Below are 23,286 nucleotides of genomic sequence, written 5' to 3' on the forward strand. Positions count from 1 at the left end.
GATTAATGACATCTAGGGCTTGAGAAACGAGCATAAAAAATCCGATAAACAATGTTTATCGGATTTTTACATACTCAGAAGATCGTTCAATTGATCTGTAAATAAATGCCTAACTGATCGGTATTACATCGAAAGATGGGCTTTTTGACTATTTTGGTAGAAATAAAAATTTATCAGCGATTATGCCAATGAATCTTGTAGCGGCGGCACTACTTGTTTTTTGCGGCTCATCATACCGTCAATCCACACTTTGCCGTCAACAGATGCTTTACCGTAAGCTTTTTCGGTTAAGTCGTCATTGTTGCTAACCACTAGCACTTCTGAGCCTTCTTGCATAATGTCTGTTAACACTAGCATTACACTGTGGTAATCGCCTTCAGCTTTTAATGCAGCGATATCAGATTGTAAGTCGGCTTTCATGTCATCAACTAGATTTAAGTTGATTAACTCTAATTGGCCGATACCAATTTTGTTACCGTGCATATTGAAGTCTTTAAAGTCACGCATCACTAAGTCACGCACTGGTGTACCCGCAACCGCTGATTTCACTTCAAACATTTCCATGCCTAATGCTTTGAAATCTTCAATGCCTGCAATTTCTGCTAATGCTTCAACGCATTTGATATCGGCAGTGGTACAAGTTGGTGACTTGAAAATAACGGTGTCAGATAAAATTGCACACATCATGGCACCCGCAATATTTTTTGGAATTTCTACGCCGTGAAAATCGTACATCATTTTGATAATGGTGTTTGTACAACCTACTGGGCGGATCCAACATTCAAGCGGAGTTGAAGTGGTGATGTCACCTAATTTATGGTGATCGATAATGCCTAATACCGTAGTGTCATCAATATCATCTGGCCCTTGAATGCGATCTGAGTGATCAACCACATAAATGCCATCGGTATCAGCAAAAGTCATTTTTAGTTCAGGTTGTTCAAAACCAAACTTATCTAAAATAAATAAAGTCTCTGGTGATAGCTCGCCTAAACGTGCTGGTTTTACATTTTCACCAGTTTGGTTTTTTAAATATGAAAGGGCAATTGCAGAGCAAATTGAGTCCGAATCTGGCACTTTATGACCAACGGCATAAGCTGACATTGAGCTATTCTCCAAGCAAATAGTTAACTTTAAATATGGAATGTATAATTGGCGCGTATTCTAGCAGCTTTTAGTGGATAAAAAAAAGCCGCTAATATTGCTAGCGGCCTTGTTTTTCATGTTTTTGCAGAGTTTCTTTATTTATTCACTACTTATAGTAACTCAAACATTTTTCTACTTCGTTGGCCGAGCCCATAATTACTTCAACGCGCTGGTGAATGTCGTTTGGTTCAATATCCATAATACGCTCTTTACTGGTTACCGCTAAACCGCCAGCTTGTTCAATTAAAAAGCTCATTGGATTGGCTTCGTACATTAGGCGAAGTTTGTAAGGCTTTTCTGGGTTTTTATTATCAGCAGGGTAAGTAAAAATACCACCGCGGGTTAATACTCGATGAATATCGCCCACCATGGCAGCAATCCAGCGCATATTAAAATAATCACCGCGCGGGCCCGCTTCACCAGCCACTAAGTCGCTAATGTAATTTTGCATCGGTTGTTCCCAGAAGCGTTGGTTTGACATATTTATTGCGAATTCGCGGGTATCTTTTGGTATCTGCACATTACGCTCAACCAGCAAGTAACCACCGTAGGTACGATCAAGGACATAAAAATGTGTGCCTTTACCTGTGGTCATCACTAGCATGGTTGATGGCCCGTAAAGCACATAACCGGCACACACTTGTTTGTGACCAGGTTGTCTAAATTGTGCTGGGTCATCGGCTTCCAAACCCGGGATGGCTTCATGAATAGAGAAAATAGTGCCGATTAGCGAGTTAATATCAATATTTGAGCTGCCATCAAGTGGGTCAAAAGACACAAGGAACTTGCCGCCTTTGTCACCTGCAACAGAAGTATCTTCTTCTTCCGATGAAATTGCGCGAACAAAGCCTGATTCTAACAAGATATCTTTAAATAATTCATTGGCAACCACATCCAGCTTTTTCTGTATTTCACCTTGAATGTTTTCATCTAAGGTGGAACCCATTAACCCACCGAGTTGTGCTTGGCTAACACGAAATGAAATTTCTTTGGTGGCTGCTAGTATGGTTTTGATTAATGAAATTAAGTCTAAAGGTACGTTGTCTTCACGTAAGGCTGGCGCTAGTCGTTGCATGGTTTTACCTAGTTACTTTTGATGAATTGGCAATTTAAGTTCAAGGTTAACTAATCAATAGATTGATTGATCTTTGCCAAGTGTATATTTTATAAAACATGATTGTTAATCATGGTAGCAAGTGGTTATTTTTCCTTCGTTTATTTGATCTAAATAATTGAAAGCTTTTAACAACACTTTCGGCCGATTATACAGTAATTTTATGACCGTTTTTAGTAAAAATAATAAGGAATTAGGATGAAAAATATTCGACTATTGGGATTGCTCATTGTCGGTGTCTTGATGCAGTCCCAAGTTTGGGCTGATATGGCTAGCTTTACCAAAGGTAAAACACTAACCAAAGGTTACTTCTCTTTTTACCATGATGCTAAAACAGGACAAGTGTTTTTAGCCATTGATAAACTTAACCAGCCATTTTTATTTCAAAGTAGTATGCCGCACGGTATTGGTTCAAATGATATCGGTTTAGATCGAGGCCAATTAGGTGATACTCGCTTAGTGCAATTTGAGCGTGTCGGCGACAAAGTATTTTTACGTCAGCTTAATACTTACTACCGCGCTACTAGTGACAATCAGTTAGAGCGACAATCAATAAATGAAGCGTTTGCTAGTTCAATTATTTGGGGCTTTAAAGTTGCAGAAAGTGATAAAAATACTGTGGTTGTTGATTACACGCCGTTTTTACTTTCTGATATTCATGGCGTTGGTGAGCGTTTAAAGTCGGCAAAACAAGGTAATTTTAAAGTGGATGCCAGCCGCAGTGGTTTATATCAAGCGCGCACTAAAGCCTTTCCTAAAAACACTGAATTTGAAGCAATGGTAACCTTTAAAGGTAGCGATGCAGGCGATTATTTAAAATCAGTAACGCCAGATCATTCTGCGGTAACCGTTAATTTTCACCACTCTTTAGTGGAATTGCCGGATGATAACTATCAAGCGCGCACTTTTCATCCGTTCAGCGGTTACTGGTCAATTAGCCATGCCGACTACGCTAGCGCGATTGATGAGCCATTAATTCAGCGAGTAATTCCGCGTCATCGTTTACAAAAGCGTGATCCTGATGCTGATTACTCTGAAGCAGTTGAACCTATTATTTATTACTTAGATGCGGGCGTGCCAGAGCCAGTGAAAAGTGCGTTACTTGATGGTGCGCGCTGGTGGAACCAAGCATTTGAAGCCATCGGTTATAAAGATGCATTCCAAGTGAAAATGTTACCGGCAGATGCAGATCCTATGGATGTACGTTACAACGTTATTCAGTGGGTACATCGGGCAACACGTGGTTGGTCATACGGGGCGTCGGTTATTGATCCGCGTACTGGTGAAATAATCAAAGGCCACGTTACCTTAGGTTCACTGCGTGTACGCCAAGACTACTTAATTGCTTTGGGCTTAACTTCACCATTTACCGAAGAAGCGACAGACACTTCGGCAATGAAAGAAATGGCACTTGCCCGCATTCGCCAGCTGTCTGCCCACGAAGTTGGCCATACCTTAGGGATTTCTCATAACTTTGCCGCGAGTGTGAATAATCGAGCGTCTGTAATGGACTATCCGCACCCGTATGTTGAATTAAAAGACGACCACATTGATTTATCTAACGCTTACGACACAGATATTGGTGAGTGGGATAAATACGTTATTGCTTATGGTTACAGTGATTTAGCGCCAGAAATAGAGTCACAAGCGTTATCAGGGTTAATGGCGAAAGCGAAACAACAAGGTTTGCTTTACATGTCAGATCCTGATGCGCGTCCTAAGTCAGGCGGCCATGCTACTGGTCACCTTTGGGATAATGGCGAAAATGCTGCGCAAGAGCTTAAACGCGTATTGGCGATCAGAGCAACGGCATTAAATAATTTTGGTATTAACTCTATCGCGAAAGGCACACCATTGTCGGAAATTGAGCAAGTATTGGTGCCAATCTATAACTTCCATCGTTACCAAGTTGAAGGTGCGGCGAAATTAATTGCAGGCGTTCATTATAGCTATGAAGTCAAAGGAGATGATGAACTTGCTGGCGTATCTCCAGTTGAAGCCGAAGCGCAGTACCAAGCAATAGACGCGTTACTAGCAACCTTATCGGCAAATACCTTAACCCTTAGCGACGAGCTAGTCTCATTAATTCCACCGAAAGCTTATGGTTATCAACGTGATCGTGAAAGCTTTAAAAGTAATACCGGTATTACCTTTGACCCAGTTAGTGCTGCAGAAGCCGCTGCAAAACATACAATTTCGTTAATGCTAAATGCCGAACGATTAGCACGACTTCAGCAACAAGCGGTGATGGTTAATGATATTCCATCAGTAGAAAAACTTATCGACCTGTTGTTAGAAAGCACCATTAAAGCGGAATCAAGTAAAGGGTTGGCATTATTAGTTCAACAACGAGTCAATCAACAAGTGGTAGAGCATATGCTGAGCCTTTGGCTGCAGGAAAATTTAGTGACAGAAGTACGTGCTGAACTTTATGTGGCATTAAAGGATCTAGAAGACTGGTTTTCGGAAAACCGTAAATCGAGAAAGCATGCTGGCATGAAAGCGCAGTTTACCTTGTTAGCTGAGCAAATTGACTTTGGTTTAGCGCAAGGGAAGTTAGTGGCACCAGTTTCTAAAATTAGCTTGCCGCCTGGTTCACCGATTGGCACAGACAGTTTATAGCGAATAATAAAAATGGCCTATTGAATGAAATTCATAGGCCATTTTTAATGCATTGTTAACACAAAGAAATATACCCTTATTCAGAATCGACACTTGTACTATGCTGTTGTATAAACAGGCTAATTGGTTACCGCCTTGTTCGATGTATCAATATCTTCTTGTAAGTTATCACTTACTTCTAAAGCTTTCTTTAATTCTCTCGGCTTGGTTAGCACCACGATATTGCCTATCATTATGGCAACAAACCCCAATACTGTATTCATATGCCATTCAAATCCTTCAACTACGGTTGATATGGCGACAGCAACCGCAGGAAATAAAATGTTAGCGTAAGAGGTTTTATGCGGCCCTATTTTAGTCATTAAGGTTAGGTAGCAGCCAAACGCGATTACCGAGCCAAATATTGATAAAAATAGTAATGAACTGACATAGGAAAATGACCAATCAAAAGTAAATGATTTACCTTGGACAAATATTAAACTGGTCATAAAAATAGTGCCGTAGAGCATGCCCCACGCATTTGACTGAACCACAGGCATAGCACGTCGTTGGTTACGAATAGAAACCATATTGCCAGTGGACGCTGATAATGTGCCAATTAAGCAAAGTATTAAACCATATAGGGTTTTATCATTTAGGTTGAGGCTTTGTACTTGCGGCCAAAATAAAATAACAATACCTAACAGCCCTAAACTACCACCAATAATGACCTGAGCAGAGACCGGCGTTTTATACCAAATACGGGCGTTGATAATGTTAAAGAACAGCAAAGTTGAAAATGCAATGCAGGCTAATGCCGAATTAATGTTTTGCTGGGCTTGATACAGCAGAAAATAATTAAAACCAAATAAAGCAATACCGAATAAGCCCAACCAAAGATGTTGAGAACCGGTCATGGCAAGCGGTAATTTTTTTATTTTACAGTAAATAAATAATACCAAAGTAGCTAAACCAAAACGGTAAGCAATAGATGCTTCAGGCGCTACCGTACCTAACTGGTAATTGATCGCTATCCAGGTACTTCCCCAGATGAGAACGGTAAGTAGGTAGAGTACTGAGTTGTTCATTGGCAATTTTCCTATAGCGCTCCATTGAGCATAAATAACTTTAGCTGAAGTAGCATCATTTTGTAACGCTGATATTGTTAGCGCATTTTACTCGCTACAGTTTTTAACTGATAAATATCCTTTTACTAATAACAATTACTTCAACAAATGGTCATTAATTTAGCGCTTTTCTGTGTTGTTCATGCGCAAAGGCAAACGTTTGATTGAAGTAATTAATAGTAATTTTACTGTTAATTTGTTTTAATAACATATACAAAAAAATGAAAATGCAACCTATACAGTTTGATGAAGTTACTTAATAAAAACTCTAACGACTTTTTATATCAGCAAATCGTTGAGTTTATCGATCAGCAGCAAAACCAAGGTTTGTTAAAAGCCGGGGATAAATTGCCGAGCTTGAGAAAATTGAGTAAGCAACTGGAAATCAGTGTACCTACGGTTAAGCAGGCCTATATTGAGCTAGAGCGCCAAGGGCGAGTTTGTGCAAGGCCACAATCTGGTTATTATCTGCAAGCAGAGCAAGTAAAAAACTTGCAACCAAGACCAAACAAATGGGCGGGTAGTCAACCGGTAGAAGTTAATTGTCGTAGTTTAATTGAACAAGTATATGATGCCGTACATTTACCGAATACGGTCGCGTTAGGCATTTCAAATCCGGTTAATGCCCACCCGCCTGATAAAGCATTAGCAAGGTTAATGCGTTCAGTGATCAGTAAAGTCGCTGAAAAAGCAGTGAGCTATGGACCAGTTAATGGTGATGCCAAGTTGCGTATGCAGTTGGCGTTTCGTTATCAAGAGCAAAGTGTTGCAGTTAATTTTAACGATATTGTTATCACCAATGGCGCACAGGAAGCTTTAGCTATTGCCCTGCAATGTGTGGCGAAAAAAGGCGATATTATTGCTATTGAGTCGCCAAGCTTTTTCGGGTTAATTGAGTTAATTGAAAGCTTGGGCATGAAAGCGCTTGAGGTGTACACCTGCCCGGAAAATGGTATTTGTTTGGATGATTTACAACAAACTATCAGCCAATATCCAGTTAGTGCCTGCCTTTTTTCTACTGCGATTAATAACCCGTTAGGCTCTTGTAGCTCAGATAGTCAACGACAACAACTAGTGGCGATGTTGGAATCGGCAGATATACCGTTAATCGAAGATGATGTTTATAGCGATTTATATTTTGAAGGACACAGGCCAAAGCCGGCACAGCTGTACAGTGAAAAAGGCCTAGTGCTAACCTGTTCATCATTTTCAAAAACCGCAGCGCCGGGCTATCGCATAGGCTGGCTTATTCCAGGTCGTTTTGAAGAACAAGCTAAACGAATTAAGCGCGCTCAGTCTTGCTCAACAGCTATGCTGCAACAGTGGACAATTACCGAATATCTGCTGTCGGGTGAATACGATAGACATATTGCGACCTTAAGAAAAAAATTAACTTATAACTGTGAACGTATGCGAGCATTAATTGCCGAGCATTTTCCAGACAATGTTTGCGTGTCTAAACCTAAGGGCGGTAGCGTACTTTGGGTCAGATGTCGTTCTCATATTGATACCAGTGAATTGTTCCATCAAGCCATCGCACAGGGGGTGAGCTTTGCCCCCGGCAATGTATTTTCACCTTCGGATAAATATCGAAATTATATGCGGATAAGTTTTGGTGTACGTTGGGATGAACAAATCGAACAAGCAATTCGTACCTTAGGTGCTTTGGTAAAAGCACATCAATTAAATTAGAGGAAGTGCAGTGACCCCGTCTGCCCGAATTATTTCTACTAAATTACTTCTACCTTTGCTGGCATCAATTATGGCGGTATCACCGCTAGCGATTGATTTATATTTACCAGCCATGCCACAGCTAGCTAGTGCACTGCATACTGATATGCCAGCCATTCAAAATACCTTAAGTATTTATTTAGTTGGCTATGCAATGGGCTTACTATTTTTTGGTCCGCTGGCGGACAAGTACCCGAGACGTCATTTAGTACTACTTGGCTTAATTGGCTTTTTGGTGGCAACGGTAGCTTTGTTATTTGCTAGCAATATCGAGACATTTCTTGCGATGCGCTTTATCCAAGCATTTGTCAGCAGCGCAGCAACTGTTGTGGTGCCAGGAACGATTAGAGAAGTTTATCAACACAATACCGCTAAAGGGCTGTCGTATGTCAGTATGATCATGATGTTGGCGCCTATGATTGCACCGAGCATTGGTAGTGTTATTTTGCTGGCGCATAGTTGGGAAGCGATTTTTATTTGCTTGTCGCTATATGCTGTGGCGGTGTTGCTATGCGTTTACTTTTTTCTACCCAACTCTTCGACGTCAGTTTCAACTGAGCAAGTCAGCTTTTTAGGTCGTTATAAAATTGTTCTAGCTAATAAAGGCGCGCGATTAGAGCTGTTTGCGTCTATGCTGGTTTCATTGGCCTTTTTTGCCTATATCACGGCCATTCCTTTTGTTTATTTAACGGTGTTTGGCCTAAGTGAATTTTGGTTTAGCATATTATTTGCTGCGAATGTTTTAGCGTTAATGTCGGCGCACTTTATCAATTCTAAATTAGTTACACGTAAAGGTTCTCGCCGAATGTTTGGCTACGGCGTAGTAGTTGCTACCTTAGCTTCTTCATCATTAGTCTTGGTTAATTATTTAGCCTTACCTTTGTTTTATACTGTGCTTTCGATTTTACCTTTGATGGGCAGCATCTCAATGGTTGCGGTTAATGCAGATGCATTGGTGTTGCAAAACTTTGCTCACCAGTCTGGCACGGCAACGGCAGTAATTGGCGTATTAAGGTTTGGTGTTGGTGGGTTCGCTGGACCAATATTGGCGTATTTCTATGACGGGAGTGCTTTACCCTTTAGTTTACTGATGTGGTGCTCTGTGCTGTTGGTTGTTGCCGCGCAAATGCCAAGAATTTTCAGAGAGCGTAAATTATCTAAAGCTTAATTGCCGTTCTTTGAAACAGTTATACGGGGTAATACTAGCGTAGGCTACTAACCAAGTTAATTAATCTGTAGAGCGCTAGTTCTGCTGTTCTTGCTCTTGTTCTTTTAGTTTTGCTTGTTGGATACGCCACTTTTGCATTGCTGCATAATAATGATCCCATACGCAAGGGTTGCAGGCGCTATCACAACATTCGCCATCAGCGGGTGGCTTTGGTTTTTCCAATAATTTTTCAGGTTTTTTGTCATTCATAGTAAATTTAAATCAAAGTAAACACTTGCTCCAAATAGCAAATGTGTTGCTGGCTATTATAACGAAATTTACCCATAAAAAAACGCCAAGCTGTTGCTGGCGTTTTTATATCTGAGCGGCCCCTAAGTGACAGCTAATAAAGCTTAATCTTGCTCTGCTAATTTCTTTTCAAGGTAGTGAATGTTCGCACCACCATTAACAAAGCCTTCATCACTTAAGATATCTTTATGTAGTGCGATATTGGTTTTAATACCGTCAACTACTAACTCATTTAACGCATTGCGCATGCGAGCAATTGCTACTGCACGGTTATCACCGTAAGTGATCAATTTACCCACCATTGAGTCATAATATGGCGGTACTGAGTAATCGGCATAAATATGGGAGTCCCAGCGTACGCCTAAGCCACCAGGAGGGTGGAAACGGGTAATTTTACCCGGCGATGGGATAAAAGTACGAGGATCTTCGGCATTGATACGACACTCAATGGCATGGCCAGAAATTTTAATATCATCTTGGGTGTAAGATAATGGTTGGCCAGCGGCTACACGTAATTGTTCTTTGATTAAGTCAACACCAGTGATCATTTCTGTTACTGGGTGCTCAACCTGAATACGAGTGTTCATTTCAATAAAGTAGAACTCGCCGTTTTCATATAAGAACTCAAATGTACCTGCACCGCGATAATCAATTTCGATACAAGCACGGCAACAACGTTCACCAATTTGCTTACGCATTTCTGGAGTGATGCCTGGTGCTGGTGCTTCTTCCACAACTTTTTGGTGGCGACGTTGCATTGAACAATCACGCTCACCTAAATGAATAGCGCCACCTTGACCATCAGCAATTACTTGAATTTCAACATGGCGTGGGTTTTCAAGGAATTTTTCCATGTAAACCATATCATTGTTAAAAGCAGCGCGTGCTTCAGATTTGGTTAATTGAATGGCATTAAGTAGCTCAGATTCTTCACGTACTACGCGCATGCCACGACCACCGCCGCCACCAGAGGCTTTGATGATTACCGGATAACCAATGCGTTTACCATGAGCTAAGTTCGCGGCATTATCATCAGTTAATGGACCGTCTGAACCTGGTACACAAGGTACGCCTGCAGCTTTCATTGCTTTAATGGCTGAAACTTTATCACCCATTAAGCGAATGCTATCGGCTTTTGGTCCAATAAAGGTAAAGCCTGACTGTTCTACTTGTTCGGCAAAATCAGCGTTTTCGGCAAGGAAACCATACCCAGGGTGAATAGCGACGGCATTTGTAATTTCCGCCGCAGTAATAATACTAGGAATATCTAAATAACTTTCAGTCGCAGGTGGCTTACCAATACAAATGGTTTCATCAGCAAGTAAAACGTGTTTTAAGTTTTTATCTGCCGTTGAATGCACCGCTACAGTTTTAATACCGAGTTCTTTACATGCACGTAAAATACGTAATGCAATCTCTCCTCGGTTAGCGATAACAACTTTATCTAACATGAAATTACCCTTAATGGTTGGGCTTATTCAATGATGAATAGCGGTTGGTCGAATTCAATAGCGTCTTCGTTTTGCGCTAAAATTTCTTTGATAACGCCTGACTTGTCAGCTTCGATTTGGTTCATCATTTTCATTGCTTCTACGATACATAACGTATCGCCAGCGTTTACATGTTGACCCACTTCAACGAATGCTTTTGCATCTGGAGATGGAGAAGCGTAGAAAGTACCAACCATTGGTGAGCGTACAATATGGCCTGTTAATGCTGGCGCTGGAGCATCACTTGCAGGCGCCGCAGCTGCTGGCGCTGGAGCTGGTGCTGCCATTGGTGCCGGAGCCGCCATAGGTGCTGCGTGCATCATTGGCGCTTGAATCATAGTACCGCCTTTATTAATGCGGATTGATTCTTCACCTTCTGAAATTTCTATTTCGTTGATACCTGATTCTTCTACTAATTCAATTAGTTTCTTAATTTTTCTAATATCCATGATTACACCTTGTTGTTGAGTGTGGATTAATTATTCTGTTGGTTGGCCTTTAACCAATTTTGTGCTGCATCAAGTGCTAGGAAATATCCTTGGGCACCTAAACCGCAAATAACGCCATTGGCTATGTCCGATAAATAAGAGTGATGCCTAAAGGCTTCACGTTGATAAATATTGGAAAGGTGAAGTTCAATAAAGGGAATAGATACTGATAATAGTGCATCTCTTATTCCAACACTGGTATGGGTATAAGCAGCAGGGTTGATCACGATAAAGTCCACTTCTTGATAAGCCGCTTGTATACGGCTTATTAGTTCACCTTCTGAGTTTGATTGAAAATGTTCAACGGTTAGATCGTTTTTTGTGCCATGGTTCGTGACTTGAGACATTAATTCATCTAATGACAATGTTCCATATATGCTAGGCTCACGTTTACCCAACATGTTTAAATTTGGTCCATTTATAATCAGAATGTTAAATTTTGTTGTCATATTCTTCAATCTTGCTGTTATTTGTATTAAGTTGAACTTTTGAACAATATATAAGCTATACATTGTGGAGTCCAGAGCGAAATAACAGATTTAAACTCATTTAGCCGGATATTATAGTTATTTCGCAGAAATTAGCAGCAAAATACTGGTCTAATGACTAACGAGGGTTAAGCCGACAATAAAAAGGCTTTGCGAGCAAACTAGATTTGACTACAATGTATTAGTGTCATGTCCCACTAAATGTCTGTAATTAAAATAGAAGTGCGACTTTAAATTCAAATTATTGCTAGCTTACTAGTTAGGTGTTCCTAGAAGCGTTACAAGGACGTTGTTATTAAAAAATTCATTTTCCTTGCCATTTGCTTTGCCTTTTTTCCTTTTTCTTCGCTTGCTGAAGAGATACAGGCAATTGCGCATCAATCCGTTAGTCAACAGCAGCTTTCAAAACTTGAGCTAAGACGGATTTTTTCCAAGCGAGTCACTAAATGGCCTAATGGCCAACCGATTGTTGTTTTTGTCTTACCCAGTAAGCACCCTATTCATCAGCGTTTTTCAAAAGAAGTTTTAAAGATTTTTCCTTATCAGCTTGATCGCATCTGGAATAAAATGACGTATTCCGGTGTTGGGACGGCACCAGTGGTTATTGAAAGTTATCAACAATTGCTTGAGGAGGTTAAGAGTACACCTGGCGCCATAGGTTATGGCGAGAATGTATCGCAAGAAGGAGGTTTGCATGTCATTCAGATCACAGATTAAGGTGCTGCGTAATAGTTTAGCTAACGCTATTGCGTTAATTGTATTAATTAGCGCCAGCCAAGTATTTGCCCAACAAAACGATAAGCTACAAGTGCACGGCTTTATTGCACAAGGGATGATTAAAGCTAATGGTAGTGACTTTGTTAATGACGATGGCGATCTATCATTTGAGTTAACAGAAGTTGGGGTTAATGCGTCATATCAAATTAACAATAGTGTGCGTTTTGCTGGCCAAGGTGTTTACCTTAATGCTGGCAACCGTTTAGCTGCAGGCGCTCGTATTGATTATGCCTTGATTGATTGGTCGGCATATCAATCATTGTCTAGCCAATTAAATATTTATATTGGCCGCTATAAGAATTATCACTGGCTTTATTCAAGTACACGAGATGTACCATTTACCCGTCCAAGTATTGTTTTACCTCAATCAGTTTATTTTGATGGCTTTAGAGATATAGCCGTTGGCGGAGACGGCATTGCCCTTTCATATAAACATAATAAAGAAGGGTGGGGAGATTTCGACTTCATTATTAGTCATGGCACATCAAATATCTCAAATGAGCAGACGTCAATCATTTTAAGTGAATTTGCTAAGGGCGATATGGAGCACGACTTAGATTATCAAGCCAGCATTTATTGGCAGCCTGAAGCGAGCCAGTGGCGATTTGGCGCTGCGGTTGTTGACGCTGACTTTACCTATAAAGCAGATGATATCGACAATTTCCAAAATGCCGGTATTACCTTGCAGCGTTATTTATTTAATATGTTGTATGAAGGGGAGCGCTGGGAAATTAGTGGTGAAGCAATTCAGGAACGCTTTGTTTTAGATGGCTTTTACTACCCTGACTACCATCAGGATAATTTTGGTCAGGGCTTTTTTGTTCAGTCACGTTATCAGGTTAATTCTAAAGTTAAGTTTTTAAGCCGGTTTGAAAAATTTTATTCAAATAAAGATGACCGCAGTGGTAAAAAGTTAGAAGAGAGCACTAACGGCCTTGTTCCTTCGTATTTTGGTTATCAACATGATATTACTTTAGGATTATCAATAAGTTTTATGCCTAATTTAGAACTTCAATTTGAGCATCACTGGGTTGAAGGAACTGCGCGACTAACGCCCGTTGTTTTACCAAATAGAGTGATTAACGATCAACGAAAATGGCGCATGTGGGCAGCGCAGTTAATGTATTGGTTCTAGTTAAATGGATAAAACTTTTATCAGTGTACCGCTAAAGTTATTAAGCCTTATTGTTGGTACGTTATTGCTTATGAGTGCTGGCTTTTCAGTATTGTCACTTTGGCGCTTGCAAGGTGAATTTAAGCAATTTCAAATAGATAAACTAAGTCAAGGTTCCACGCAATTTTCTTTAGAAAAAGAAGGGTTGGACAACCAATTACGTATATGGGTTGAGTCATTTTCCGATATTGTTGGTGTTAGCGAAGAAGATAATTTTGAACAATTGTCTGGCGCAATTGCTGCTCAATTCTATGCGTTGCAACTGCACCTAAATGTTGAAAAATTATGGTTAATGGATGAGAACCTGCAAACCTTGTGGTTATCACCCGATTTTACTCCGCGATTGGTGAGAGAACACGCCAGTGAAGTGTTAAAAGCACAAGAACCCTTTAGTGCTATTCACTGTGAAAGTGATTGTCAGCTTTATACTAGTGTCCCTGTGATTAATGCAGAGGGGAAAATTGCGGTTATTACTATGTCTGCTTCACTAATTGATGTGATTTTTGCCTTAAATCGCAGTTTAAAAAGTGATGTTGCCGTGATTAGCCTGCCAATAGAAGAACAATTGTTGTTAAAGCAAGCTCAATTTGTTTCTTCTACTAACCCGCAATTGGGTAACGACTTATTTGCGTTAGATTATCCTGAAACTTCTATTGCTAAAGTGGCCACAGAGGGCATGGAACTATCGAGTATCGATAATCACTTCTTGATCAATTTACTGCCTTTGGCGTCGAATGATAAGCGAGATTTTTATTTAGTGCTTATCGACAATGTGTCTGAGTTTAAAGAAAAAAATGAAAGTTATCGTCGATACTTTTTAATTACTGAACTATTAATTTTTGTAACCTTGGCGCTATTGGTATTTTTTATTACCAGTCCATTTACTCGTCGATTAATCAACTTAGCAAATGCTTTACCTTTGTTAGCACAAAAAGAGTTTGCTGAGTTTCGTAAGGTGCCACTTAAACGGCGGAGTTTCTTTGTCGATGAGTTAGATATCTTGGCCAATTCAGCTCAAGAATTAAGTTTTGAGTTAGAGCAACTTAATATTGAAATTGAGCAAAAAACCAAAGAACTTGAAAATATTGCTATGTACGATTTGCTCACCGGCTTACCGAATCGCAATATGCTAAATCACCAGTTACAAAAGATGGTCGTTAATTTACATCGTAGTCGCGGTGGTTTAGGTATTTTATTTCTCGATTTAGATGATTTCAAAAAGGTTAATGATAGTCATGGTCATGGCACCGGTGATCGTTTGCTTGAAGAAGCGGCGAACCGCATTCGTACTTGTGTCAGTAAAGGAGATTTAGTGTGCCGATTTGGCGGTGATGAATTTGTTATTGTACTCAACCAAATACCGTCAATTGATAAAGCGAAAAAAGTCGCCGAAGATGTGCTGAGCCGCTTTAAAGCGCCGATTAAAATTGATTCCAGCATTTTTTACGTATCGACCAGTATTGGTATGTTATTTAGCGATGATGAATCTATTCGCGCCGATGACTTAGTCAGCTTTGCCGATATTGCCATGTATGAAGCTAAGAAAAGTGGTGGTTCGCAATATCACGTCTATCACCCTGAGCTATTTGAGCGGGTTGCGCAACGAGTTTCGCTAGAAGGTGAAGTACGCCAAGCGCTTCTTAAAAAACAATTTAGCGTGAGCATGCAGCCACAATTGTCGGCCAAAGATAAAAAACTGGTGGGTTTTGAAGCGCTATTGCGCTGGCACCACCCAGAGAGAGGCATGATCCCGCCAGACGACTTTATCCCTATTTTAGAAAACTCAGAGTATATGATTGAGCTAGGTTACTGGGTAATGCGTCATTGTTTTGAACTTGTAGGCGAGCTAGTCAATAAAGGCTTACCAGATATTCGAATTGCGATAAATTTATCGGCCATGCAGTTCTTAGATCCTAAATTGACTGACTATTTACGGCAGTTAATGCGACGCTTTAACCTGTCACCGCGTCATTTTGAATTAGAACTTACTGAGCAAACGTTAGTTACCGATATCGATAAAGCTATAGCTGTGATGCATAGCCTGAAAAATATTGGCTTTAGCTTTGCTATTGATGATTTCGGCACTGGCTATTCATCGCTAGCGTATTTAAAGAAAATGCCAGTTGATGTCATTAAGATCGATAAAAGCTTTGTTTTCGGGATGTTAGAAAATGACTCTGACTATCAAATTATTCGGTCTACTATCGCCATGGTCAAAAACTTAGGGTTAACTGTGGTTGCAGAAGGTGTTGAAAGCAGTGCTCAGCTACGTAGCTTAACTCAAAATGGTTGTGATGTAATTCAAGGTTATTATTTTTCTAAACCGATCCCTGAACATCAGCTCAATGACTTTATTGAAGAAAAATTGTCTGATGGTTATTGGAAAACCCAAGTTAAAAAAGATAGCGACTAAGGCTAGAAGATAAGAGAAACGATATGACATCATGGGCCGAGCTGCTCGCGAATGAAAAGCAGCAAGCATACTTTATTGATACACTAAATGAAGTTGACGCTAGACGGTCGCAAGGTATTACCGTGTTTCCGCCACAAGATGAAGTCTTTAATGCTTTTAAAACACCGCAATTTGACGATATTAAAGTGGTTATTTTAGGGCAAGACCCATATCACGGCGCTGGGCAAGCACATGGTTTATGTTTTTCGGTAAAGCCAGGCATAAAGCCACCGCCTTCGTTAGTTAATATGTATAAAGAATTGGCAACCGATATTGAAGGTTTTGTCATCCCAGAACATGGTTATTTGCAGTCATGGGCCGAGCAAGGCGTGTTTTTACTTAATACTGTGTTAACCGTTGAAGAAGGGCAAGCCCACTCACATAAGCATTTAGGCTGGGAGCGTTTTACTGACCATGTTATTAGCCAATTAAATCAATATGGCCAGGGCATCGTCTTTATGTTGTGGGGCTCTCACGCCCAGAAAAAAGGCAAGGCGATTGATACTGCTAAACATTGCGTATTAACCGCTCCTCATCCGTCACCGTTGTCAGTTTATCGTGGCTTTTATGGTTGTAAGCATTTTTCTAAAGCCAATGAATACTTGACGTCACAAGGCAAAACGGCAATTAATTGGCAGGTTTAAGCTATCAATAACGCAAGTTAATAATGCCATTTAACAGCTAATACTTAGTTGTTTCAATTGACCGCCTTTTGGTAAAGGCGGTAAGTCGAATACCTTTAATTAAAGGTATTGTTAATATGTTCGGCAAATTCTTTCGCTCCCATAAATCCGGTTACCCGTTTATTGGTAACTTCATTGCCAGATAAATCGAAAAATAAGATTGATGGCAGTCCAAAAACATCAAAATGTTCCATAAGTTCAATAGAGCTTTTGGCACCGGTATCGGTTAGATCAATTTGTACTAACACAGTGTTGCTTAGAGCTTGCTGAACCTCTGGTTTAGGGAAGGTGTATTGCTCAAATTCTTTACAGGCGATACACCAGTCGGCGTATAGGTCTAACATTACCGTTTTACCTTGTTGATTGGCATCAGCAATGGTCGCGGTTAATTCAGCTAAGTTATTTACATGAACAAAAGTTTGTTCATGTGTGGCTTCTATTTGGCTTGATTGGCTCGGAAAAAGTGTTTGGTATAAGTAATTGGCGCTTAAAAATAAGCCAATAAAAATAACCGCACTGCGCAGGCCAAACCAAAAATTCTTGGCTGAGTTAAGGTTGGCGACATAGAAATAAGTTGCCGCGCCTAATGCTAAAGCTCCCCATAACAGTGCTGCAATATTAGCTGGAATAAAACGCTCTAGTAAGAAAATAGGGACAGCAAGCAATAACAGGCCGAAGATATTCTTAATGATATTCATCCAAGCGCCAGCTTTAGGTAATAATTTACCGCCAGAACTGCCTAAAATAAGCAGCGGTAAGCCCATACCAATACTTAATACATAAAGCGCGGCAGCACCTAAGATAATGTCACCAGTTTGTGAAATATAAATAAGGGCACCAGTTAGTGGTGCGGTAGTGCAAGGTGATGCTACTAAGCCAGATATTGCCCCCATAGACAACACGCCATTATATGAACCGCCACTTTGCTGGTTACTAAGTTCGTTAAGCTTATTTTGCCACGCGGCTGGCAGTGCTAAATTAAACATGCCAAACATTGAAAGTGATAAAAAGATAAACAGCGCACTCAGCACAATTAATACCGCTGGATGCTGAAACATCGCTTGGAACTGGGCGCCGGCAAGTGCAACCACTACACCTAAAATAGTGTAGGTAATTGCCATACCTTGCACGTAAAAAAATGACAAACTAAATGCGCGTTTGGTCGATAATTTATTACCTTGGCCAACAATAATACCGGTTAAAATTGGGTACATTGGAAACACGCAAGGCGTAAATGATAATAACAAACCGCCAGTAAAAAATGCGATTAAGGTAACTAACAAACTTTCGTTTTCAAGCACTGATAATAACTTAAATTGTTCGCTGTCACTGTTACTATCGCTACTTGATGTTTCAACGTTATTACTAGGTGTTAACGCTTCTGCAGAAGGTGAATTCGTTTGGTTTAGTGCCGCTAAAACATTAGCAGATGAAGTAGCAGTTACGGCTGACAACTCCACTGTTTTAGTGGTTGGCGGATAGCAAAGACCTTTTTTGGCGCAGCCTTGATAACGAATGGTAACGCTACTCTGGTCAGTTGCCGATAAAATAGGAATAGTAAATTCGACATTTTCTTCGAAAACTTGCTGGATACCGAAAAATTCATCTTCATGTTCTATTCCTTGGGGAATAACCACTTCAGCTAACTCAGCATTTTCTGCAGTAATTTTAAATTGATGGCGATATAGGTAGTAGCCCGGCTTAACATTAAAACTCACCAGTAGCTGATCGTTATTTTGGAAAAAGTCGAAAATAAAGGCTTCATCGACTTTTAAAAATTCATCATCATTACTAAACAGACTCGATGATGAAGTATCGAAAATGCTATTTTGGGCTAGTGTTGGTGCAGGAAGGGTTAACAGTGATATCCAGCTTAAAAATAAAAACGTCAAATTTTTCATAGGTTACTTCAAAGAATTCGCTATCCAGTTTAAATAATCACTATCACCTTGTTGGATATCCAAAGCGATAATTTCAGGCACTTCATATGAGTGAAGTTGCTTAATAAGCTCAGCAACTTCAGCAAATAACGCTCGTGAAGTTTTAATGATTAACATTACTTCACTGTCTTGCTCTATCTTACCTTGCCATTGATAAATCGATGTGACATTCGGCATGATATTAACGCATGCCGCCAGTTTTTGGCTCACTAATGCTTGCGCTATTTCTTCTGCAGATGACTGCGTTGGGCAATTACACACTACAACTTGATACATTGTTTACTATGCTATTTGACAATTTATCGCGTATTTTTACCATTTTGGCGGCAATAATGCACTGTTGAAAGCATTGAACTGCTATTACGCTTGAAAATGACCAGATAATCCCCATTTATGTTTCATCTATTTTAAAGAGATTTATTATGTTCCGTATCTTATTTGTTTTATTCGTTGTTATTCCAATTATTGAAATTGCCGTATTAATGCAAGTAGGAGAGTTAATTGGTGCATGGCCAACAGTGGCAATTGTTATTATTACTGCTTGGCTTGGCGCGAAAAATGTTCGTCAACAGGGGCTTGCTACGGTACAAAACTTACAAACTAAAATGGCGTCTGGTCAAATGCCGTCAAAAGAAATTGTTGCCGGCTTATTATTACTTGTTGCTGGTGTGTTACTGGTAACTCCAGGCTTTGTCACTGATGCATTTGGCTTAAGTTTACTTATCCCGCAAGTGCGTTTAGCGCTGGTTAAAAGTGTACAGCAACATTTAACGGTACACGCGGCTAATAGCAACAGTTTTACCTATTCAGCGCATTTTACTGAAACCCAGCAACAATCGCCGTTTAACGATGAAAAATTAAATAAGTCAAAGCCTAACATTCACCAAGGCGACACAATTGAAGGTGAATTTGAACGCAAAGATTAAAAAATTTTTGAAAAAGGGTTGTATTGGACAAATACGACCCTATTTATTCAAACAACTCTTTAATAAACAACTATTCTCAGGAGAGAAAATCAATGAGCATTCGTCCATTACACGATCGCGTAATCATCAAACGTAAAGAAGTAGAGTCAAAATCTGCTGGCGGTATCGTTTTAACGGGTAGCGCTGCTGAGAAGTCGACTCGCGGCGAAGTAGTTGCTGTTGGAAATGGCCGTATTCTTGAAAACGGTGACGTACGCGCTTTAGACGTTAAAGTTGGTGACCAAGTTATTTTTAACGAAGGTTACGGTGTTAAAACTGAAAAAATCGACGGTGAAGAGGTTCTGATCCTTTCGGAATCAGACATTTTAGCAATCGTTGAATAATTTTTTAGATTAGCTTGTCGCTACTTCATCTTAATTGCGGCATCAGAAGTGCTCACATATGGGTATATGCTTCGCGCTTCTTCTTCGCTCTTAAGCGAATTAGCTTAAAGCAAATTAAAAAATGAATAAATTAATAAAAGGAAGATATTAGACGTAGGAAATTTGCTTTAATGCAATGACAATTTACCGAGTTTACAAGTGTAAATGAGTAAATTGAAGGCGGCAGCAAAGCAAAGTTACAAGTCTTCCTTTCAGTGAAAGATTAAGGAATTTTAAAATGGCAAAAGACGTACTATTTGGTAACGACGCTCGCGTAAAAATGCTAGCGGGTGTTAATGTTTTAGCAGACGCAGTAAAAGTAACCTTAGGCCCTAAAGGTCGTAACGTTGTATTAGACAAATCATTTGGCGGTCCATCTATCACTAAAGATGGTGTATCGGTTGCGAAAGAAATCGAGCTAGAAGACAAGTTCGAAAACATGGGCGCACAAATGGTGAAAGAAGTAGCGTCTAAAGCAAATGATGAAGCGGGTGACGGTACAACAACCGCTACTGTGCTTGCTCAAGCAATTGTTAACGAAGGTTTAAAATCAATCGCTGCGGGTATGAACCCTATGGATCTTAAGCGCGGTATCGACAAAGCCGTAATCGCTGCAGTTGAAGAATTAAAAGCAATTTCTACTCCTTGTGCAGATAACAAAGCAATCCAGCAAGTGGGTACTATCTCTGCAAACGCTGACGAAAGCGTAGGTGAAATCATTGCTACTGCAATGGAAAAAGTTGGTACTGAAGGTGTTATCACGGTTGAAGAAGGTCAGTCGTTAGAAAACGAATTAGACGTAGTTGAAGGTATGCAGTTCGACCGCGGTTACCTATCTCCTTACTTCATCAACAACCAAGAAAGTGGTGCGGTTGAATTAGAAAACCCATTCATTTTATTAGTTGATAAGAAAATTTCTAATATTCGAGAATTATTAAGCACGTTAGAAGGTGTTGCTAAAGCTGGTAAGCCGTTATTAATCATCGCTGAAGATGTTGAAGGTGAAGCGTTAGCGACATTAGTTGTTAACAATATGCGCGGTATTGTTAAAGTTGCAGCAGTTAAAGCGCCTGGTTTTGGTGACCGTCGTAAAGCCATGTTACAAGACATAGCAACGTTAACTGCGGGTACAGTAATCTCTGAAGAAATCGGTATGGAGCTTGAAAAAGCGACATTAGAAGATTTAGGTCAAGCGAAGAAAGTGGTTATCTCTAAAGATAACACAACCATTATCGACGGTATTGGTGAAGAAGCTGACATTCAAGCTCGTGTTGCTCAAATTCGTGGTCAAATCGAAGAAACGTCTTCAGATTACGACAAAGAGAAACTTCAAGAGCGTTTAGCTAAATTAGCTGGCGGTGTTGCGGTAATCAAAGTTGGTGCAGCGACTGAAGTTGAAATGAAAGAGAAAAAAGATCGCGTTGACGATGCACTTCACGCAACTCGTGCTGCGGTTGAAGAAGGTGTGGTTGCCGGTGGTGGTGTTGCACTTGTTCGCGTTGCAGACAAGATTAAAGCGCTTAAAGGTGACAACGAAGATCAAAACCACGGTATTAACGTAGCACTTCGTGCGATGGAAGCGCCACTTCGTCAAATCGTGGCTAACTGCGGTGATGAGCCATCAGTAGTATTAAACGAAGTACGTAACGGCGAAGGTAACTTTGGTTACAACGCGGGTAATGGTACATACGGCGACATGTTAGAAATGGGTATCTTAGACCCTGCTAAAGTGACTCGTAGCGCGTTACAATTTGCCGCATCAGTTGCGGGCTTAATGCTAACAACAGAAGCTATGGTTACTGACTTACCAGCAAAAGATGCTCCAGCAATGCCTGATATGGGCGGTATGGGTGGCATGGGCGGCATGGGCGGCATGATGTAGTGCGAAGCACTCAAGCGCCTTACTGCTAATACAGCTATTTAAATTGGAAATAAAAAGCCTGCTTTATGCAGGCTTTTTTACATTTGAAATTTCATTAGAACCAAATCGTCAACTGGTTATCTAACCACTCAAGCTATTCTTTGTATGCGTACATTCTGTAGCAAATTTAATATGATTTGATGCTGCGTTATGAGTACAATCAATTAATAACTCTTTGAGAAAGCTATGTTTTAGGATGAACTAATGAAACAACTGAAAATATTTATCGCTATTGCTTTTACCAGCTTGTTGTATGCGTGTGTGCAAGTTGAGTCTGCGCCGGCATCTTCGCCTTTAGCTGTTTCTAGTGTGAGGGATTTACCGACTAATTATGCCCAAGGCAGCAGTTTTGTATTACAGCCAAGGTTTTTAAAAAAGTATTCGCTTTCAGAAAGTGAGCAACAAAAACTATATCAACAATACGGGCAAGCCATTGTTTCAGTATTTGAGCAAGCAGGGTATCAGCACGCCAAGTCGCAAACGCCGGACTTTGTAATAGGCTATGGAATTGCACTTTCCAGTGATTTTAGCGATGACAATATCAGCAAATTATTTGGGGTTTCTCCCGGGCTTGCTGACAACAATGCAGCAGTAAAAGGTAGCTTTCTTATTTATGTTGAAGATGCTGAGACTAAACAAAGGGTTTGGCGAGGTGCGGTACAAGGCTTTACGCAAAATGAGTTTACCCAAGAGCAACGAGAACAGCGTATAGCCAATGTTATAGATATGGTTATTTCACAATTTTTTAAATCAAGTTAACACTTTGTAACAGACGTTGGCGATTGAAGATGCTTCAATGATGATGTTAAGAAAATTGTTAACTAGGAGTAAATGCAATGAAATTTAAATCGTCATTACTAACTCTTATATTAGGTGTAGTGCTATCTGGCACCGTAATGGCTCAACCAGTAGAAATTAGTTGGTCAAACCCTGACAAATACCGAGATTTACGCTCTGTTGTTGAAACTAAAACTAAGATTCAGCACCGCTTTTTTAAAGAAATTAATCAGCATATGAACAAGTTGAGTGAGCAACTACCACATGGCTATAAGCTAACCATGGACGTTACTCAAGTTGATTTGGCTGGAAAAATTGAATTTGTTAATAGTCAACAAATACGGGTAGTTAAAGATATTTTTTACCCTAATATGGCATTTAGTTATCAGCTTGCTGACGAGAGTGGCACGATATTGTTTAAAGATGATGCCCAAATTAAAGGCAAAAATTTCTTAATGAACAGTCGCCAATACAGCAGTTTTGAGCAATTTCCTCATGAGAAGAAAATGCTGACAGAATGGTTTAATAAAGAAATAGTGACTAAGGTTACAAAATAGTTGCAGTTTGAGGAGT

21 protein-coding genes are annotated in these 23,286 nt (G+C 40.1%); 12 read left to right on the plus strand and 9 right to left on the minus strand.

Features of this window, described 5'->3' with window-relative positions; all coding sequences use genetic code 11:
* Positions 1-180 precede the first annotated feature (180 nt).
* Both ACOB82_RS16905 and ACOB82_RS16910 read right to left on the minus strand, forming a co-directional pair.
* On the minus strand, positions 181-1,104 hold the full coding sequence (locus tag ACOB82_RS16905) for a manganese-dependent inorganic pyrophosphatase (RefSeq protein ID WP_448214176.1): 924 nt from the start codon (positions 1,102-1,104) through the stop codon (positions 181-183).
* 148 nt (positions 1,105-1,252) lie between these two features.
* Positions 1,253-2,221 carry a class 1 fructose-bisphosphatase gene (locus ACOB82_RS16910; RefSeq protein ID WP_448214177.1) on the minus strand — a complete coding sequence of 323 codons (969 nt, stop codon included), beginning with the start codon at positions 2,219-2,221 and terminating at the stop codon, positions 1,253-1,255.
* 237 nt (positions 2,222-2,458) lie between these two features.
* On the opposite strand from ACOB82_RS16910, the gene ACOB82_RS16915 reads away from it, so the two are divergent.
* Complete coding sequence (locus ACOB82_RS16915; protein WP_448214179.1) at positions 2,459-4,882, plus strand: zinc-dependent metalloprotease; 2,424 nt, start codon at positions 2,459-2,461, stop codon at positions 4,880-4,882.
* 119 nt (positions 4,883-5,001) lie between these two features.
* On the opposite strand, the gene ACOB82_RS16920 is transcribed toward ACOB82_RS16915, so the two are convergent.
* Positions 5,002-5,949, minus strand: coding sequence for a DMT family transporter (locus tag ACOB82_RS16920; protein WP_448214181.1), 948 nt, complete (start codon positions 5,947-5,949; stop codon positions 5,002-5,004).
* A gap of 282 nt (positions 5,950-6,231) precedes the next feature.
* On the opposite strand from ACOB82_RS16920, the gene ACOB82_RS16925 reads away from it, so the two are divergent.
* Together ACOB82_RS16925 and ACOB82_RS16930 are read left to right on the plus strand one after the other, a co-directional pair.
* Positions 6,232-7,680, plus strand: coding sequence for an aminotransferase-like domain-containing protein (locus tag ACOB82_RS16925; protein ID WP_448214182.1), 1,449 nt, complete (start codon positions 6,232-6,234; stop codon positions 7,678-7,680).
* Positions 7,681-7,690: 10 nt separating this feature from the next.
* Positions 7,691-8,887, plus strand: coding sequence for a multidrug effflux MFS transporter (locus tag ACOB82_RS16930; RefSeq protein ID WP_448214183.1), 1,197 nt, complete (start codon positions 7,691-7,693; stop codon positions 8,885-8,887).
* 75 nt (positions 8,888-8,962) lie between these two features.
* Here ACOB82_RS16930 and ACOB82_RS16935 read toward each other — a convergent pair whose 3' ends face one another.
* From ACOB82_RS16935 to aroQ, 4 genes are all read right to left on the minus strand, one after another.
* The gene (locus ACOB82_RS16935) at positions 8,963-9,136 is read right to left on the minus strand and encodes an oxidoreductase-like domain-containing protein (RefSeq protein WP_448214184.1); all 174 of its coding nucleotides are present in this window, start codon (positions 9,134-9,136) and stop codon (positions 8,963-8,965) included.
* A 143-nt stretch (positions 9,137-9,279) separates the two neighbouring features.
* Entirely contained in the window at positions 9,280-10,626 is a 1,347-nt protein-coding gene (gene accC / locus ACOB82_RS16940) for an acetyl-CoA carboxylase biotin carboxylase subunit (protein ID WP_448214185.1), read from the minus strand.
* Positions 10,627-10,649: 23 nt separating this feature from the next.
* Positions 10,650-11,114 carry an acetyl-CoA carboxylase biotin carboxyl carrier protein gene (accB, locus tag ACOB82_RS16945; protein ID WP_448214186.1) on the minus strand — a complete coding sequence of 155 codons (465 nt, stop codon included), beginning with the start codon at positions 11,112-11,114 and terminating at the stop codon, positions 10,650-10,652.
* Positions 11,115-11,140: 26 nt separating this feature from the next.
* Complete coding sequence (gene aroQ, locus ACOB82_RS16950; RefSeq protein WP_448214187.1) at positions 11,141-11,602, minus strand: type II 3-dehydroquinate dehydratase; 462 nt, start codon at positions 11,600-11,602, stop codon at positions 11,141-11,143.
* Between the two features lie 606 nt (positions 11,603-12,208).
* Here aroQ and ACOB82_RS16955 point away from each other — a divergent pair.
* Genes ACOB82_RS16955 through ung form a run of 4 tightly spaced genes read left to right on the plus strand, consistent with a single transcriptional unit; the run spans position 12,209 to position 16,688 of the window.
* Positions 12,209-12,358 carry a hypothetical protein gene (locus tag ACOB82_RS16955; protein ID WP_448214188.1) on the plus strand — a complete coding sequence of 50 codons (150 nt, stop codon included), beginning with the start codon at positions 12,209-12,211 and terminating at the stop codon, positions 12,356-12,358.
* On the plus strand, positions 12,336-13,553 hold the full coding sequence (locus ACOB82_RS16960; protein ID WP_448214189.1) for a hypothetical protein: 1,218 nt from the start codon (positions 12,336-12,338) through the stop codon (positions 13,551-13,553). Before ACOB82_RS16955 ends, ACOB82_RS16960 begins: the two co-directional genes overlap by 23 nt.
* A 4-nt stretch (positions 13,554-13,557) precedes the next feature.
* On the plus strand, positions 13,558-16,005 hold the full coding sequence (locus tag ACOB82_RS16965; protein WP_448214191.1) for an EAL domain-containing protein: 2,448 nt from the start codon (positions 13,558-13,560) through the stop codon (positions 16,003-16,005).
* A 23-nt stretch (positions 16,006-16,028) separates the two neighbouring features.
* A complete protein-coding gene (gene ung / locus ACOB82_RS16970; protein ID WP_448214192.1) occupies positions 16,029-16,688 on the plus strand; it encodes a uracil-DNA glycosylase in 660 nt (219 codons plus the stop codon).
* 95 nt (positions 16,689-16,783) lie between these two features.
* Here the strand turns inward: ung and ACOB82_RS16975 are convergent, their stop codons facing one another.
* Together ACOB82_RS16975 and cutA are read right to left on the minus strand one after the other, a co-directional pair.
* On the minus strand, positions 16,784-18,628 hold the full coding sequence (locus tag ACOB82_RS16975; protein ID WP_448214194.1) for a protein-disulfide reductase DsbD: 1,845 nt from the start codon (positions 18,626-18,628) through the stop codon (positions 16,784-16,786).
* A 3-nt stretch (positions 18,629-18,631) separates the two neighbouring features.
* Positions 18,632-18,943 carry a divalent-cation tolerance protein CutA gene (gene cutA, locus ACOB82_RS16980; RefSeq protein ID WP_448214195.1) on the minus strand — a complete coding sequence of 104 codons (312 nt, stop codon included), beginning with the start codon at positions 18,941-18,943 and terminating at the stop codon, positions 18,632-18,634.
* Between the two features lie 146 nt (positions 18,944-19,089).
* On the opposite strand from cutA, the gene ACOB82_RS16985 reads away from it, so the two are divergent.
* The 5 genes from ACOB82_RS16985 (at position 19,090) to ACOB82_RS17005 (ending at position 23,270) form a co-directional block, all read left to right on the plus strand.
* Entirely contained in the window at positions 19,090-19,593 is a 504-nt protein-coding gene (locus tag ACOB82_RS16985) for an FxsA family protein (protein ID WP_448214196.1), read from the plus strand.
* Positions 19,594-19,685: 92 nt separating this feature from the next.
* The gene (locus tag ACOB82_RS16990; RefSeq protein ID WP_448214197.1) at positions 19,686-19,976 is read left to right on the plus strand and encodes a co-chaperone GroES; all 291 of its coding nucleotides are present in this window, start codon (positions 19,686-19,688) and stop codon (positions 19,974-19,976) included.
* Positions 19,977-20,253: 277 nt separating this feature from the next.
* On the plus strand, positions 20,254-21,897 hold the full coding sequence (groL, locus tag ACOB82_RS16995) for a chaperonin GroEL (protein ID WP_448214198.1): 1,644 nt from the start codon (positions 20,254-20,256) through the stop codon (positions 21,895-21,897).
* Between the two features lie 243 nt (positions 21,898-22,140).
* Entirely contained in the window at positions 22,141-22,695 is a 555-nt protein-coding gene (locus ACOB82_RS17000) for a DUF4136 domain-containing protein (protein WP_448214199.1), read from the plus strand.
* Positions 22,696-22,772: 77 nt separating this feature from the next.
* Positions 22,773-23,270 (plus strand): DUF3016 domain-containing protein, encoded by a 498-nt coding sequence (locus tag ACOB82_RS17005; RefSeq protein WP_448214200.1) that lies wholly within the window; start codon positions 22,773-22,775, stop codon positions 23,268-23,270.
* Positions 23,271-23,286 lie beyond the last annotated feature (16 nt).

The sequence above is a fragment of the Colwellia sp. MEBiC06753 genome (genome assembly GCF_053470325.1).

Excerpts from the sequence above, each read along its gene's own strand:
- ACOB82_RS16990 (WP_448214197.1), top strand. The coding sequence starts at position 19,686 with ATGAGCATTCGTCCATTACACGATCGCGTAATCATCAAACGTAAAGAA.
- cutA (WP_448214195.1), bottom strand. The coding sequence starts at position 18,943 with ATGTATCAAGTTGTAGTGTGTAATTGCCCAACGCAGTCATCTGCAGAA.
- ACOB82_RS16965 (WP_448214191.1), top strand. The coding sequence starts at position 13,558 with ATGGATAAAACTTTTATCAGTGTACCGCTAAAGTTATTAAGCCTTATT.
- ACOB82_RS16905 (WP_448214176.1), bottom strand. The coding sequence starts at position 1,104 with ATGTCAGCTTATGCCGTTGGTCATAAAGTGCCAGATTCGGACTCAATT.
- ACOB82_RS17005 (WP_448214200.1), top strand. The coding sequence starts at position 22,773 with ATGAAATTTAAATCGTCATTACTAACTCTTATATTAGGTGTAGTGCTA.
- ACOB82_RS16955 (WP_448214188.1), top strand. The coding sequence starts at position 12,209 with ATGACGTATTCCGGTGTTGGGACGGCACCAGTGGTTATTGAAAGTTAT.
- ACOB82_RS16975 (WP_448214194.1), bottom strand. The coding sequence starts at position 18,628 with ATGAAAAATTTGACGTTTTTATTTTTAAGCTGGATATCACTGTTAACC.
- accC (WP_448214185.1), bottom strand. The coding sequence starts at position 10,626 with ATGTTAGATAAAGTTGTTATCGCTAACCGAGGAGAGATTGCATTACGT.
- groL (WP_448214198.1), top strand. The coding sequence starts at position 20,254 with ATGGCAAAAGACGTACTATTTGGTAACGACGCTCGCGTAAAAATGCTA.
- ACOB82_RS17000 (WP_448214199.1), top strand. The coding sequence starts at position 22,141 with ATGAAACAACTGAAAATATTTATCGCTATTGCTTTTACCAGCTTGTTG.
- ung (WP_448214192.1), top strand. The coding sequence starts at position 16,029 with ATGACATCATGGGCCGAGCTGCTCGCGAATGAAAAGCAGCAAGCATAC.
- ACOB82_RS16960 (WP_448214189.1), top strand. The coding sequence starts at position 12,336 with ATGTCATTCAGATCACAGATTAAGGTGCTGCGTAATAGTTTAGCTAAC.
- ACOB82_RS16915 (WP_448214179.1), top strand. The coding sequence starts at position 2,459 with ATGAAAAATATTCGACTATTGGGATTGCTCATTGTCGGTGTCTTGATG.
- ACOB82_RS16920 (WP_448214181.1), bottom strand. The coding sequence starts at position 5,949 with ATGAACAACTCAGTACTCTACCTACTTACCGTTCTCATCTGGGGAAGT.
- accB (WP_448214186.1), bottom strand. The coding sequence starts at position 11,114 with ATGGATATTAGAAAAATTAAGAAACTAATTGAATTAGTAGAAGAATCA.
- ACOB82_RS16910 (WP_448214177.1), bottom strand. The coding sequence starts at position 2,221 with ATGCAACGACTAGCGCCAGCCTTACGTGAAGACAACGTACCTTTAGAC.
- ACOB82_RS16985 (WP_448214196.1), top strand. The coding sequence starts at position 19,090 with ATGTTCCGTATCTTATTTGTTTTATTCGTTGTTATTCCAATTATTGAA.
- ACOB82_RS16935 (WP_448214184.1), bottom strand. The coding sequence starts at position 9,136 with ATGAATGACAAAAAACCTGAAAAATTATTGGAAAAACCAAAGCCACCC.
- aroQ (WP_448214187.1), bottom strand. The coding sequence starts at position 11,602 with ATGACAACAAAATTTAACATTCTGATTATAAATGGACCAAATTTAAAC.